Raw genomic sequence first — 14,225 nt, 5'->3', positions numbered from 1 at the left:
AGTGATGACAGCACCTATGCAGCAGAATGCCATTGTTATAGGTGCAGGTGTTGCCGGTATGGCTTGTGCCATTCGCCTTGCCGTGGCCGGTTACGCAGTAACAGTTTTTGAGAAAAATGCGGCACCCGGTGGTAAACTGTCACAGCTGCAATTGGGTAACTACAGCTTCGATACAGGGCCAAGCCTGTTTACCGAACCCGGCAACATCGCTGCATTGTTTGCATTGGCCGGTGAACCGATGCAGGATTATTTTTCTTACGAACCGCTGGCTATCGCCTGCCGGTATTTTTATGAAGACGGCACAGTGCTGGATGGTTTTACCAATGCTCAATTATTGGCTGAAGAGATCGCACAAAAAACAGGTGAACCTGCAACAGCGGTTACACAATACCTGCATACTGCTGCCGGGTTATACAACAGCACCGGCAAAATATTTCTGCAGCATTCGCTGCATAGCCGTAAAACCTGGCTGCATGCGCCCATACGCGAAGCCTTACGGCATGCCAGGCCGGCTTATTTGTTGAAGAGTTTACACCGGTTAAACAGCCAATGCTTTAACGATGCACGCGTGGTGCAGTTGTTTAACCGTTTTGCCACCTACAATGGCAGTAATCCCTACAAAGCGCCGGCTATGCTGCGTATGATACCCCATCTGGAACACAATGAAGGCGTGTTTTATCCAAAGGGAGGAATGATCAGCATTGCCAATGCGCTGTACAGGCTGGCCTGCGTCAAAGGCGTTGTTTTTCATTTTAACACACCGGTGCAGCATATTCTACAGCAGCAAAACAGGGTGCAAGGTGTAACGGCGGGCAACAGGCATTATTACGCTCCTGTTGTCATCAGTAATATAGATGCCTATTTCACCTATAAATACCTGCTGGGCAATGAAGTTGCCGCGCAACGCCTGTTGAAACAGGAACGCAGCAGCAGTGCGCTTATTTTTTACTGGGGCATTGGTAAAAGTTTTCCTGCATTGCAACTGCACAACATTTTTTTCAGCAATAGCTACCGGGAAGAGTTTGAAGCGATTTTCAAGCACAGGCAATTACATAGCGACCCCACCGTGTATGTCAACATCACGGCCAAATGTGAGCCGGGCTTGCATGCACCGGCAGGTAAGGAAAACTGGTTTGTAATGGTGAATGCGCCGGCCGGTGATTACGCAGGCCATGAACAGGTGAAACAGCAATGCCGCGCAAACGTTATTCAGAAGCTGAACCGGTTGCTGCAAACCGATATTGAGCCATTGATAGAAGAAGAACAGGTAATGGATCCCACAGGCATCGAAGCACAAACAGCATCGTACATGGGATCGTTGTATGGTACCAGCTCCAATTCACCCATGGCAGCATTTCTGCGGCATCCGAATTTTTCGCGCAGCATAAAAGGGTTGTACTTTGCAGGCGGCAGCGTGCACCCGGGCGGCGGTATCCCACTTTGCCTGCGCAGCGCAGCCATTGTAGCAGGTAAAATACTGGATACATAATAACATGGCTAAACCCATATCCTTGAACCGCAATCACCAACGTAACAACAATATCGCTCTTGGCATTGCACTGCTGTTTCATATAAGCGGGCTTATTGGGCTGTTTACCAGCGCCAGGCCATGGTTTATACGGCACACACCGCTGAATTTGTGGCTGATGGCCATATTACTGCTGTTTACGCATCACAGGCGCCATGCAGGTTTCTGGTTGTTTGCAGCACTGGCTTTTGTAACAGGTATGGTAACCGAGATAGTGGGTATTAACACCGGGCTGCTTTTCGGGCAGTATGTTTATACACCCGTGCTGGGTTTGCAATACAAAGGCGTGCCGCTGCTGATAGGGGTAAACTGGCTGGTAATTGTATATTGCTGCGGCACAGCCATGGAAATATTGCAACACAGGCTGGCGCGGTATTATGCCGCAAGCGGGCTCGTTTTGCCGAAGCGTATTCAAACCCTGTCTGTGATTGCAGACGGCGCGTTGCTTGCTGTGTTGTTCGACTGGGTGATGGAGCCCGCAGCGGTAAAATTAGGCTTCTGGACTTGGGCAGCTGATGGGGAGATACCCATGTTAAATTACGGCAGCTGGCTGGTGGTAAGCCTGCTGTTACTGGTTTTGTTCAGGCGGCTGCGGGTCAATTGCAACAACTATTTCGCTATACATTTGTTGATAATTGAAGCCTTGTTTTTTCTCGTGATACGAACTTTTTTATGAATATGCTGCTATACATCGCAATTGCACTGGTCACCTTCTGTGTTATGGAAGGTATAACCTGGCTCACGCATAAATACGTGATGCATGGCTTTTTGTGGCACCTGCATGAAGATCATCATAAGAAAGGCCCCGGCTTTGTAGAAAAGAACGATGCCTTTTTTGTAATTTTTGCCATACCCAGCTGGCTCAGTATTATGCTGGGTTCTATTTACCAGGTGTGGTGGGTGGTAAGCATCGGGGCAGGGGTGGCCATGTATGGACTGGCTTATTTCATTGTGCACGAAGTAATCATTCACCAGCGCATCAAATGGTTCAGCAGAAGTAACAGTCGTTACATACGCGCCATCCGCTGGGCGCATAAAATGCACCACAAACACCTCGATAAAGAAGAAGGCGAAAGTTTCGGCATGCTCATCGTTGCACGCAAATACTGGAACAAAGTAAAACGTGACGAGCAGATTGCCGCACAAAAAACATAATACCCGTTTGTTTCATTGCAACAACACTACGATTATATTATTGCAGGTGCCGGTTGTGCAGGGTTAAGCCTGCTGCAGCGCATGATGCAAAATCCATTCTTCAGCAAGGCCAGCATCCTGCTGGTTGATCAGCAAAATAAAAACACAAACGACCGTACCTGGTGTTTCTGGGAGCAGGAAGCAGGTTTGTTTGATAGTATCGTGGCGCATTCCTGGCCTGCTATTGCTGTGCATACCGGCGCGTTTTCAAAACACTGCCAGCTGCATCCTTACCGCTACAAAATGATCCGGGGCATTGACTTTTACAACTATGTGCTGGGTAATGTGCGTGCACAAAACAACATCACACATATTCAGGGAACTGTTACCGCCATGGGAAACGGGCAGCAGTACGCATGGATAGAGGTAGAAGGGATAAGCTATACGGCCGGGTATATTTTCAGCAGTATACTGCCCGGCACTTCGTTGCAGCAACAGGCAAAAGAGGCGGGTGCACATTACCTGTTGCAGCATTTTAAAGGCTGGGTGGTGGAAACCGATAAGCCTGTGTTTGATGCGGCATCCGCCACTTTCATGGATTTCAGGGTAAGCCAGGCAACCGGAACAGCCTTTGTTTACGTACTTCCTTTCAGCGCCAACAAGGCATTGGTTGAATACACGCAATTCAGCAGCAGTTTACTTGCCGATGCAGATTACAACGCAGCATTGCAGCAATATTTCACCGCGTTTTTGCCGGGGTGTGGCTACCATGTGGTGGAAGAAGAAAAGGGTGTAATACCCATGACAGATTTTGTGCCGCAGCCGCCCGGTAAAAGAGTGGTTTTGATAGGCACAGCCGGTGGCGATACCAAGGCCAGCAGCGGTTATACTTTCCGGTTTATACAAAAACATACTGCGGCTATTGTTCAGCGTTTGCAGCAGGGGAAACAGCCGCAGGTGCCGCACAGCTTCTGGTACAGGCGTTTCAGGATGTACGATGCTACACTGCTGCACATACTGGTTAAACAGCAAATGCAGGGCAGCGCTATCTTTGGTACATTGTTTCAGCAGAATCCCGTGCAGGTGATCTTGCGGTTTTTAGACAATGAATCATCGCTGCGGGATGAATGGCAGGTAATGCGGAGTTTACCTGCATTTGTGTTTATGCGTGCTGCCTTGCAACAGTTATTGAGGCTGCCCGGTAAAAAGGCTGGCAAAAAAAGCCTCAGCGAACCTGCACTGAATAGCTAAATTTGATATTTATACAGTGAAAATATGAAGCAGTTTATAGGGACTTTACTATTGCTCCTGGCTTTAAATGGTGTTTATGCACAGGCTTTAAAGCCGGCTGATGAAAAGGAGGCAATTGACTTTACGATAAAAAACTTCGCCATCAATACCCATGGTTCGCTGGGTGGTTTAAAAGGCAGTATTGTATGGGCACCAGCCAGCCTCAGCACTGCTTCATTCAATATCACGGTAGATGTGAACACGATCAATACCGGTGTGGAAGCCCGCGACAACCACCTGCGCAAGGAAGAATACTTCGACGTGGCTAAATTCCCGGTAATCAGTTTTACCAGTGTGGAAATAACAGCAGCCGACAATGCTTACAAGGTGTCGGGGAACCTTACGGTTAAAGGTGTTACCAAGGTCATCAGCTTCCCGTTCACTGCCAAACAAGAGGGCGCAGGTTACTTGTTTGAAGGCAATTTTACTATCAACCGCCGCGACTTTGGCATTGGTGGCAGCAGTCTTGTACTGTCTGATGATGTGAAAATAGCGCTGAAAGTACATGCCAATCCCTAATCAATGTCGTTTAGTTAATGCCTCCTTTGTGAACTTGGTGGGTTTTTCCGCTGCGTTCTTTGGGGTAAAAAATATCAACCATGCTTAACTAAACGACATTGCATCCCTAATGGCGGTTTATAAAGGTTCTGTAGTACAATGGATAGTATAAGGGTCTCCGAAGCCTTTGATTCAGGTTCGATTCCTGACAGAACCACAAAAAAGGTTGTAGCTAAAGCAACCAGGCCTTCACAGCTATTCTGCCGGCATTGAGCGTGAGCAGCAGAAACAACAATTGTTCATCACTTACTTTGTGGCGAAGAATGGCAAATGCCTTGCTGATATGATTTTCCACCGTTTTTACAGAAATACCCAGTTCGCTGGAAATTTGTTTGTAGCTGAGGTTCTTGTAGTATTTCAGTTCAAATACCTTCCTGCATTTTTCAGGCAGATAGGCAATATTGTTTTCGAGCTGCTCCAGCTGCACATGTGCTGCAGGTATCGCCGGTTCCGGCTGCTCATCTCTTTCAGGTATTGCCTGTTGCAGCGCCTGCATCCGCGTTTTTTCACGCAGCTGGCTGCGCAGGGCGTTAAGTGACCGGTATTTAACCATGTTGTGCAGGTAACCGGCAATGTTAATATCTGCTGCAACTTTTTCTTTGCCCAGAAAAAGGTCTACAAATACATCCTGCAATATATCCCTTGCGGTTTCCCCGTCTTTCACAATCTTAAAGGCAACATTGTGCAGGGGTATCACCATATGGTCATACAGCTGCTCAAATGCAAATTCATCCCCGTTAAGGATGTTTGCCCATAATACAGTAAAATCAGTATTGTTCAATGCGGGGATTTTTCTAACCGGCCAAAGGTAGAAGCCCGGAAATATTTTGCAGTATTAAGGAATAGTTAAGTGATTGGTGGCAATATTACCTAAATGTTAAGCCTCGTAAAATTCAGGAAATGCAATAGGGGATTTTTTGTGCCGCGGTGATAATATAGCGGAAGCAACGCGATATATGAGCAATAAAGAGTTACTGCATTTACTGGATCAATTTCTGGCGGGTAAATTATCACCCGAAGAACAGGTGCTGTTTGATGATTGGTACGCCAAACACACCGCAGGGCCCGGTGCATTAAGTGAGGCTGGTAATGATGCCGGAACGGCTGCTTTCAAATCTTCTTTGTTACAGGCTATCCTCAAAAAAATACATGGCAGGCGCAAGGCGAAACTGTTTCGTTTATACGCAGTGCGTGTGGCTGCCTGTGTTTGCGTAGCTGCAGGCATTTATCTTTTTGTACGGAATAATGATAAACAGGCCGGGGCAGAAAATGCTGTTGCAGGTAATGCGGTTGGGCAGACTGCCGTTTTACAGCGCGTGTATAATAATGGGATAAAAGCAAAAGAATACATACTGGCAGACGGATCGGTAGTTCAGTTATCTGCAAAAAGTGAAATGGTGTACAGCAGTGACTTTAATAAAACCGGCAGAACCGTTTTGCTGAAAGGAAAAGCACATTTTAAAGTAGCGCAGAACAGCAGTCATTTATTTACTGTATTCAGCGGCAGTATTTCTACCACGGCACTGGGTACTGTGTTTTCAGTGAATGCATTCGATTCCGCCAAAAATATCCGGGTAGCATTATATGCCGGTAAGGTGGTAATTAAACATACTACGCCGGGTAAAGGCTTTGCCGATGTTTATCTTAAACCGGGGCAGTCGTTTAATTTAAACAATACAGCCGGTGTGGTGCGTGTAACACAAACAGCCGATGAGGAAACTGCGCTGCCCGGTATTGAAGAGAATAAAGCTTATTTCGCTACCGGCTATGAGCATGTATTTGAGCAAACGCCATTGGATAGTGTGCTGCATGCACTGGAATCCGGTTATCATACTGTAATACGATTCAGAAAAAAAGATATACAGGACATTCATTTTTCGGGTGTAATTGTAAAATCAGATTCGCTGAGCCAGGTGATGAAGCGGATTGCTGTATTGCACAACGTACATTTTATCAATACTGCAGGCAATGAATTTATGATGCAGAAAAATCCTTAAACAAGCACAATACAATATATGAAAACTCGCGTAAACCGGGAGCCGGGCGGAGCTTTGCCCGGGAAGATCCCTTATTGCAATTCTTTTACTGTTTTCAGCAAAAGAAAACTGCAGCAATCTCTTTTACTGTTGCTGTGTATACTTACGGGCACAGGCAGTTTGTTTGCACAGAATCATGTTTTTACCGTACGCGGATTAATTGAAAATGCCCGTCACCAGGCAGTAGAAGGGGCCGATGTGATGCTTAAATATGGCAGCCTGCGCAAAACCATGCATGCGGTAACAGATGCATCAGGCGTATTTACGTTTAGCAATGTGACTGGTGCTGCACCCTGTACGTTTGATATTTCACATGTAGGGTACGCACCGCAAAGCATCACAAAAGATTATAGTCATGCCGCGAAAGAAGAATCTTTATATATAGCGCTGAAAGACCGTGATCAAAACCTTGAAGAAGTGATTGTATCATATGGTCGCCAGCAAAAGCGCAATATCACCGGTTCGGTGGTGCAGCTGGATGCTGCTTCCATGCAGGATATGCCTGTAGGCCAGTTTGCACAGCAGCTGCAGGGCAAGGCTGCGGGTGTTGAAATTATGCAGAACAGCGGACAGCCGGGCAGGGGCATGGATTTCCGCATTCGCGGTGCGGCTTCTTTGCATCAGGCCACTCACCCCTGTTTGTAATAGACGGTATGCCCATTACCGGTAGTATCAATAATATTAACCCGGCTGAAATTGAATCATTCACCATACTCAAAGATGCATCTGCCAGTTCTCTGTATGGTTCACGTGCGGCCAATGGTGTAATATTGATCACTACCAAACATGCCAGGAAAGGCGACCCTACGTTAACCGTAAATGCCTATTATGGCACACAGTCCATTCCCCGGAAAGGCCGCCCGAAAATGATGACTGCACGTGAGTTTGCTACTTTTCAGAATGAATATTATGAAGACAGGGTAAAGTATGAAAACTATACCGGTAAACTCGATACCACCTATGCCAATCCTGAAAGATATGGCAATGGCACCAACTGGTTTAACACGCTTACCCGTTCTGCCCCTATCCAGAACTATGACCTTACTTACTCCGCTGCAACAGAAAATGCTTCTACCACAGTTGTTGGCAGTTACCTGAACCAGCAGGGAGTAGTTATTAACTCAGGTACGCAGCTGTTTGCACTGCGTTTTAACCAGGAGTTTTCTTTTATCGATAAAAAACTGAAAACCGGTTTAAACTTCGCACCCAGCTACAGGCTCGATCACAACAACAGGCTGGGTACCGAAGGTGTGGGCGGCTTAATTGAAAAAGCATCAGAAGCCAGTCCGCTGGTGGCGCCGGTTGATGCAAAAGGCAACACGCCTTTATATGTGCAGTCACCCGGTATGGTAAACAACATTAACCCGTATGCACAGTACATGAAAACGAAAGATGACTATGCAACCACACGCTTGCTGGGTAATACCTATGCGAACTATGAAATTATCAATGGCCTTCGGTTGAATACCAGCATAGGATTAGACATGGGTATGGAAACGCGCGATAACTTTTCTCCTACTTCCATCAGTTCCAATAACCTGGCCACCGGTGTAAGCAGTTATGTAAGCAATTATTCATGGACAGCAGAAGCCAACCTGAATTACAAAAAAACAATTGCATCGGTACATCATATTGAATTACTGGCCGGCTACTCCGCCCAGCAGTTTAAACAGAAAAGCAATTCCGTTTCCGGAACCTCTTTTACCAGTGATGATATTCCCTGGTTAAATGCTGCCACTTCCATTACTGCAGGTTCAAGCAATACCACGCAGTATTCTTTGCTGTCAATGATTGGTCGCGCCAACTACGATTACAAAGGCAAATACCTGTTTTCAGGTGCAATCAGGCGCGATGGTTCATCAAGGTTTGGTTCTGCCAAAAAGTATGGCGCCTTCCCTTCAGTATCTGCAGGCTGGGTAATCAGCAATGAAAACTTTATGCGTGATATTAAACCGGTGAGCTTCCTGAAAGTGCGCGCCAGCTATGGATTAACAGGCAATAACAATATCGGTAACTTTACGTTTATCCCTGCCATCAGCAATTCCAACTACGTACTCAATGGCCAGCTGGTATCAGGTGCAACAGTAACTTCACTGGGTAATAACGACCTGGCATGGGAGCGCAACAAACAAACCGATATTGGTGTGGATGTGTCTTTCTTCAACAGCCGTCTTTCTTTTACCTATGATTATTACCACAGGATTACCGATGGTTTAATACAGGACAGGCCTGTGCCACAGGCTTCCGGTTTTGCAAGCATTACATCCAATGTAGGGGTGCTCGAATTTTGGGGTCATGAATTTGCAGTGAACAGTGTAAACCTGAATGGTGCACTGAAATGGACAACTTCTTTCAATATGTCGTTCGACAGAAACAGGATCAAAGCACTGGTTAGCCCGGGCTTCCTGAGAAGAAACAACACGGTTACTTCAGATTATTTCCGCAACCAGGTTGGTCACCCGTTGGGAACCTTTTATGGTTTCGTATTCCAGGGATTGTATAAAGATGATGCAGACCTTGCCAATTCACCCAAGTATGGCGCCAACGGCAGCGCTTCTGCTGTAGGCACCATCAAAATGAAAGATGTGAATGGTGATAAAGTAATCGATGATAACGACCGTACATTCATCGGTGATCCCAACCCCAACTTTGTATTTGGCATGACCAACACGCTGCAGTACAAACAATTTGATTTCAGCGTAAGCATGGCGGGTTCACAGGGCGGACAAATTCTTGCAGCTTCCAAATGGGCATATCTCACCAACCTCGATGGTGCAAGGGCCTTGCTGTCTGCCGTGAAAGACCGCTGGCGTTCACCGGAGCAACCAGGTTCAGGTATTTACCCGCGTACATTATCGGGCACAACCGCACTGGGCAGGTCGGTAAACAGCCAGTGGCTCGAAGATGGTTCTTACCTCACCGTAAAGAATATTGCACTGGGTTATACCATTCCCTTCCGCAGCAACAAATCTGGTTTTCAGCGCCTGCGCGTGTATGGCTCGGTACAGCAGGCATTTATATTAACAAAATACTCAGGCATCAATCCTGAAATCAGTCTGAACGGCCTGGATGGTACCAGCCTGGGCATCGACGAAAACGCATACCCGGTACCCAGAACATTTGCTTTTGGTATTACAGCAACATTGAAATAGCATCAACAAACTTAAATACACATAAAGTGGTAAAACATATTTTTATAACAGCAGCTGTTGCCTGTGCGTTTGCTTCCTGTAAAAAGGATTTTATCAGCCTTACGCCGCAGGATCAGCCTTCCAGTGCTACATTTTTTCAAACAGAAGCCCAGTTCAGGCAGGGCATTATTGCTGCCTATACACCGCTGCGCGATTTAATGAACAACGATTTCTTTACGGCTGAAATGCGTTCAGACAATACGCATTACGAATACTACAGCATTAACCGCGGTACCGCTTACCAATACAAAGAGAACATTGCCGATTTTGTAGACGAAGCGATTGATGATGTAAGCAATGCTGTGTACTTCGCGCCTTACAAAGGCATTGTAAAAACCAATATCGTAATTGGCCGTATCGGTGCTGCAAATATTTCAGATACCGCAAGAAAAAGCATTGAAGGCCAGGCCCGGTTTTTACGCGCCTTCTACTATTTTAAACTGGTACGTTATTTCGGCGGTGTTCCGTTGTACCTGAAAGAATCTACCAATGCAGATGATGCCTTCATTGGCCGCTCTACTGCCGACCAGGTGTACGATCAGATTATCACGGATGCCAAAACAGCGATTGACCTGCTGCAGCCGCCCGCGAAATTTCCACAATCAGGAGAGGCTACCAAAGGCGCTGCTACCATGCTGCTGGCCGATGTGTACATGACACTGAAAAAATATCCTGAAGCAGAAGCATTGCTGAAAACCCTGCCTGGCATGGGGTATACCTTGCTGCCTGATTATGCATCGGTGTTTTCTACCAGCAATAAAAACAGCAGGGAATCTATTTTTGAAGTGCAATACCTGCAGGGCTTACAGGGCGGACAGCAGAGTAACTTCATTTACCTGTTTTTACCTCGCTGCAAAAGCACTGCCTTGATTACTTATGGTGTTGCTACCAATAACACAGGCACCGGCGGCTGGAACACGCCTACAACAGACATGATTAATGCCTATGAGCCCAATGACAAACGCAAAGATGTTTCTATCGGTGTTGCGGAAGGCGTGTATGATGCAAGCTGTGTATTCACCTTGTCTGCTTACAAAAGCATCCTGAATTACAAACCTGCTACCGGCAAAACAGGTGTTCCCTTCATAAAAAAATACCTGAACCCGCACACCAATGTGAACAATACAGATGATAACTGGCCTGTTTACCGCTATGCAGATGCATTGTTGCTGCTGGCCGAAGCACAGAATGCACAGGGCCGCCCTGCCGATGCATTGGCAAACCTGAATATGGTAAGAACGAGGGCCGGCTTGCCTGCAGCAACAGAAATGGATCAAACCAACCTGGCTGATATCATTGCACATGAAAGAAGAGTTGAACTGGCATTTGAAAACAAGCGCTGGCACGACCTGGTGCGTACAGGCAAAGCTATTGAAGTAATGAATGCAGATGGCGTTCGCTTAAAACAGCAATACAGTTACCTGTCACCGGCTTCTTATAATGTTACCACCAGCAAGTTGCTGTATCCTATTCCAAAGTCGGAAATACTCACCAATCCCAAACTTACACAGAACCCTGATTATAACTAAGCAGTATGGCATTGTTTAAAAAATACGCATTTATTGGTTTATACATGGCCGGTGCACTGGGCTGCACCAGCAAACTGCATACGGCAGAGAGTGCCGCTGCAACAGCAGACAGCAGCGGGGAGTTCTCGATCGCTATTTTACCCGACACACAATATTATACGGAAGAAAGCCAGGGCGGCAACATCGGTTATTTCAAGGCGCAGACCGATTGGATTATGAAGAACAAAGAGAAAGAGCACATCGCTTATGTAATACAGGTGGGCGATATTGTTGACAAAGGCGATTTGTATCCCAGGCAATGGGAGAACGCATGGGCAGCCATGTCAACGCTCGAAACACCGTATGCCGGTCATCCCTATGACATGCCTTATGGTATGGCAGTAGGCAATCATGACCAATCGCCCAGCCAGTTTGCGGTAAGCGGCAAAACCATGAACTACAACAAATATTATGGCGTGTCGCATTTTGCAGGCAGGCCATACTATGGTGGGCATTACGGCAATGATAACGACAGTCACTACGACCTGTTTTCTGCCGGCGGTGTTGATATGCTGGTTATCTATATGGAGTTTGACGCGTTTGATGAAATGCAGGACAAACTGAACGATTGGGCCTGCAGCATACTGGATAAATATGCCGACCGCAAGGCCATTATTGTAAGCCACTATATCATCGGTTTTAACAAAGTGCCTGGTGTAAACAATGGTGGTCCTGCTTCATTCGGCAAACAGGGTGAGCGCATGTACGACCGCCTGAAAACCAGGCGCAACCTGTGTTTGATGATTTGCGGGCATGTAGGCGACAATGGCGAAGGTTACCGCAAAGATGCTTATGCAGGCAATACCGTTAAAACCTTCCTGTCAGATTATCAAAGCCGCCCGCATGGCGGTAACGGCCTGATGCGCCTGATGACTTTCTCTAAAAAGAACGACCAGATACGTGTGCGCACCTTATCGCCTTACCTGGGCATAGAGGAAGAAGATGCAGACAGCAAATTTGTAAAACCATGGTTTAAAGAATCCGGCGCTTCGCGTGTATTTGATTTTAACAACGACAGTAAATCGGAACCGGCTGTTTTCAGCGAAGCCGTATGGACAGTGAATGGTAAAGCTGCAGGTAATTTCGGCAAAAAAGGAGACATCGCAGTGCCTGCAGATTTTAGCGGAACAGGCCAGGCAACACTGGCTGTGTATGATACCGTGCAGGCTGTTTTTCACATACAGGGGCAACCGGATATTGCTTTGGGGCAACCCGGCGATGTGCCATTACCGGCCGATTATGATGGTGACGGCGTGGCCGATGCTGCTGTATGGCGCCCGGCAAATGCCACCTGGTATATCAAGGGCCGCGAGCCATTGAAACACGGCTGGAAAGATGCGATCCCGGTGCCGGCAGATTATGATGGCGATGGCAGAACAGAGCCGGCAGTATGGCGCAGGCAAAACAATACCTGGTATATAGCCGAAGTAGGCAATGTTCCTTTTGGCATTACCGGTGATATACCCGTGCCGGGTGATTACAATGGCGATGGTAAAGCAGAGATGGCAGTATTCCGCCCGTCGAACGGCGCATGGTACGTGTACGGCAGCAAAGACAGTGTGCTGTTGGGACAGCCCGGTGATATTCCTGTACCCGGCGATTACCTGGGCGAGGGAAAAATCCACCCGGCAGTATACCGGCCGCAAACCGGTGCACTGTACCTGCACAATGGCCAAACCTTACCGGTAGCGGCAACCAGGGAAACAATTGTGAACCTGCCCTACCATATTAAACGTAGTGTTTTCTAAGCAAAAGGATAACAAATACAGTTTTCAGCAAGCCCTGGCATGTTTTTGCCGGGGCTTTTTTGTTAAGTAAAGGGAAACCGGTACGGTAACAAAACAGGAATGTTTGTGCCGCATTGGTGAATCCGTTATTTTTGCGGCCATTGGTCCTGTAGTACAATGGATAGTATAAGGGTCTCCGAAGCCTTTGATTCAGGTTCGATTCCTGACAGGACCACATAGCCAGCCTGGTATAACATCGTGCTGGCTTTTCTTTTTGCAGTAATTGGTTCCGCTTTCACCGGCTAAATAAATATCCTCGTGCCCGCAAAATTCTCCCTGAATTCTTTGGGTGTACAGTTCTTTTTCTTCTTAAAAATGCGGTTGAAATTGGAGATATTGTTAAAGCCGCAATGATAGGCCACTTCTGCAATGCCATGCGTGGTATCTATCAACATGCGTGTGGCATGGCCCAGGCGTATTTCATTCAGCGTATCGATAAATGTATTGCCTGTACGTTTTTTCATAAAACGGCTGAACGATGCTTCGGGCATGTTTACCATTTTTGATACTTCACCCAGCGATATCTGCCTGCTGTAATGTTTGTTCATATAATCAAACACCTTCTCTATACGGCGACTGTAAAAATTGGGGTTACTGTTGTTGAACGAAATATCGGCCAGTACCTTGTTGTTGCGGGAAATAGACAAATCATGCAGGATGGAAAACAGCTCCAGCACTGAATCAAACCCTGTTTTCTGCGCCAGGCTCAATATGCGCGGCTTTAAACGTTCAATGGTTTCGGCAGAAAAGGCAATGCCTTTTTGCGAATGCTCAAACATATTGCGGATAAAACTCAGCTGGTTTTTCTGCAGAAATTTATCTTCCAGCAAATCTTTATGAAACTGGATGGTCACTTCCATAATCTCTTCACTGGTACATTGGTGCGTAAACCAGGCATGGTATAAATTAGGGCCAACCAACACCAGTTCCTGGTTGCCAATTACTTCAATATGATCGCCCACAATACGTTTGGCACCGGGTGCATTCAGTATCAGGTTCAGTTCAAACTCATCGTGGTAATGCAGCGGGAAATCAAATTTGTTCTTCACTCTGGAGAACAACGTAAAACAGTCATTGGGCGTAAGCGGGGTTATTTCCCGCATAATATTGGCATTCATAAGGCAAAGTGTACA

The 14,225-nt window shown here is 46.7% G+C and carries 12 protein-coding genes and 2 tRNA genes; 12 read left to right on the top strand and 2 right to left on the bottom strand.

What is annotated here, in order from left to right; genetic code table 11:
- Window positions 1-4 precede the first annotated feature (4 nt).
- The 6 genes from crtD (at window position 5) to DXN05_RS18835 (ending at window position 4,667) form a co-directional block, all read left to right on the top strand.
- Window positions 5-1,489: a 1-hydroxycarotenoid 3,4-desaturase CrtD gene (gene crtD / locus DXN05_RS18860; RefSeq protein WP_211330100.1), complete on the top strand. Its 1,485-nt coding sequence runs from the start codon at window positions 5-7 to the stop codon at window positions 1,487-1,489.
- Between the two features lie 22 nt (window positions 1,490-1,511).
- Entirely contained in the window at window positions 1,512-2,204 is a 693-nt protein-coding gene (locus DXN05_RS18855) for a carotenoid biosynthesis protein (RefSeq protein WP_158559327.1), read from the top strand.
- A gap of 44 nt (window positions 2,205-2,248) precedes the next feature.
- Window positions 2,249-2,683, top strand: coding sequence for a sterol desaturase family protein (locus DXN05_RS18850; protein WP_245975247.1), 435 nt, complete (start codon window positions 2,249-2,251; stop codon window positions 2,681-2,683).
- A 15-nt stretch (window positions 2,684-2,698) separates the two neighbouring features.
- Window positions 2,699-3,913 carry a lycopene cyclase family protein gene (locus DXN05_RS18845; protein WP_116848837.1) on the top strand — a complete coding sequence of 405 codons (1,215 nt, stop codon included), beginning with the start codon at window positions 2,699-2,701 and terminating at the stop codon, window positions 3,911-3,913.
- Window positions 3,914-3,937: 24 nt separating this feature from the next.
- Window positions 3,938-4,471, top strand: a complete 534-nt coding sequence (locus DXN05_RS18840) for a YceI family protein (RefSeq protein ID WP_116848836.1) — start codon at window positions 3,938-3,940, stop codon at window positions 4,469-4,471.
- A 124-nt stretch (window positions 4,472-4,595) separates the two neighbouring features.
- A tRNA-Arg gene (locus DXN05_RS18835) sits at window positions 4,596-4,667 on the top strand.
- A gap of 15 nt (window positions 4,668-4,682) precedes the next feature.
- Here the strand turns inward: DXN05_RS18835 and DXN05_RS18830 are convergent.
- A complete protein-coding gene (locus tag DXN05_RS18830; RefSeq protein ID WP_158559325.1) occupies window positions 4,683-5,291 on the bottom strand; it encodes an RNA polymerase sigma-70 factor in 609 nt (202 codons plus the stop codon).
- 175 nt (window positions 5,292-5,466) lie between these two features.
- On the opposite strand from DXN05_RS18830, the gene DXN05_RS18825 reads away from it, so the two are divergent.
- The 6 genes from DXN05_RS18825 to DXN05_RS18800 all read left to right on the top strand — a co-directional run bounded on the left by DXN05_RS18825 (window position 5,467) and on the right by DXN05_RS18800 (window position 13,267).
- Window positions 5,467-6,507, top strand: coding sequence for a FecR family protein (locus DXN05_RS18825; protein ID WP_116848834.1), 1,041 nt, complete (start codon window positions 5,467-5,469; stop codon window positions 6,505-6,507).
- An 18-nt stretch (window positions 6,508-6,525) separates the two neighbouring features.
- Window positions 6,526-7,191 carry a carboxypeptidase-like regulatory domain-containing protein gene (locus tag DXN05_RS18820; protein WP_116848833.1) on the top strand — a complete coding sequence of 222 codons (666 nt, stop codon included), beginning with the start codon at window positions 6,526-6,528 and terminating at the stop codon, window positions 7,189-7,191.
- An 8-nt stretch (window positions 7,192-7,199) separates the two neighbouring features.
- Window positions 7,200-9,698, top strand: a complete 2,499-nt coding sequence (locus DXN05_RS18815) for a SusC/RagA family TonB-linked outer membrane protein (RefSeq protein ID WP_116848832.1) — start codon at window positions 7,200-7,202, stop codon at window positions 9,696-9,698.
- A gap of 26 nt (window positions 9,699-9,724) precedes the next feature.
- Complete coding sequence (locus DXN05_RS18810; protein ID WP_116848831.1) at window positions 9,725-11,266, top strand: RagB/SusD family nutrient uptake outer membrane protein; 1,542 nt, start codon at window positions 9,725-9,727, stop codon at window positions 11,264-11,266.
- A gap of 5 nt (window positions 11,267-11,271) precedes the next feature.
- The gene (locus DXN05_RS18805; RefSeq protein WP_116848830.1) at window positions 11,272-13,053 is read left to right on the top strand and encodes a metallophosphoesterase; all 1,782 of its coding nucleotides are present in this window, start codon (window positions 11,272-11,274) and stop codon (window positions 13,051-13,053) included.
- Between the two features lie 142 nt (window positions 13,054-13,195).
- Window positions 13,196-13,267 (top strand) — tRNA-Arg (locus tag DXN05_RS18800).
- Window positions 13,268-13,334: 67 nt separating this feature from the next.
- Here the strand turns inward: DXN05_RS18800 and DXN05_RS18795 are convergent.
- Entirely contained in the window at window positions 13,335-14,210 is an 876-nt protein-coding gene (locus DXN05_RS18795) for a helix-turn-helix domain-containing protein (protein WP_116848829.1), read from the bottom strand.
- Between the last annotated feature and the right edge of the window lie 15 nt (window positions 14,211-14,225).

The organism is Deminuibacter soli, from assembly GCF_003412455.1.
GTDB classification, from domain to species: Bacteria; Bacteroidota; Bacteroidia; order Chitinophagales; family Chitinophagaceae; genus Deminuibacter; species Deminuibacter soli.
This window is presented reverse-complemented; position numbering and strand designations above follow the sequence as displayed.

Bases quoted from the DNA above. Each gene is read 5' to 3' on its own strand.
- DXN05_RS18805 (WP_116848830.1), top strand. From the start codon at position 11,272: ATGGCATTGTTTAAAAAATACGCATTTATTGGTTTATACATGGCCGGT.
- crtD (WP_211330100.1), top strand. From the start codon at position 5: ATGACAGCACCTATGCAGCAGAATGCCATTGTTATAGGTGCAGGTGTT.
- DXN05_RS18825 (WP_116848834.1), top strand. From the start codon at position 5,467: ATGAGCAATAAAGAGTTACTGCATTTACTGGATCAATTTCTGGCGGGT.
- DXN05_RS18820 (WP_116848833.1), top strand. From the start codon at position 6,526: ATGAAAACTCGCGTAAACCGGGAGCCGGGCGGAGCTTTGCCCGGGAAG.
- DXN05_RS18840 (WP_116848836.1), top strand. From the start codon at position 3,938: ATGAAGCAGTTTATAGGGACTTTACTATTGCTCCTGGCTTTAAATGGT.
- DXN05_RS18795 (WP_116848829.1), bottom strand. From the start codon at position 14,210: ATGAATGCCAATATTATGCGGGAAATAACCCCGCTTACGCCCAATGAC.
- DXN05_RS18815 (WP_116848832.1), top strand. From the start codon at position 7,200: ATGCCCATTACCGGTAGTATCAATAATATTAACCCGGCTGAAATTGAA.
- DXN05_RS18850 (WP_245975247.1), top strand. From the start codon at position 2,249: ATGGAAGGTATAACCTGGCTCACGCATAAATACGTGATGCATGGCTTT.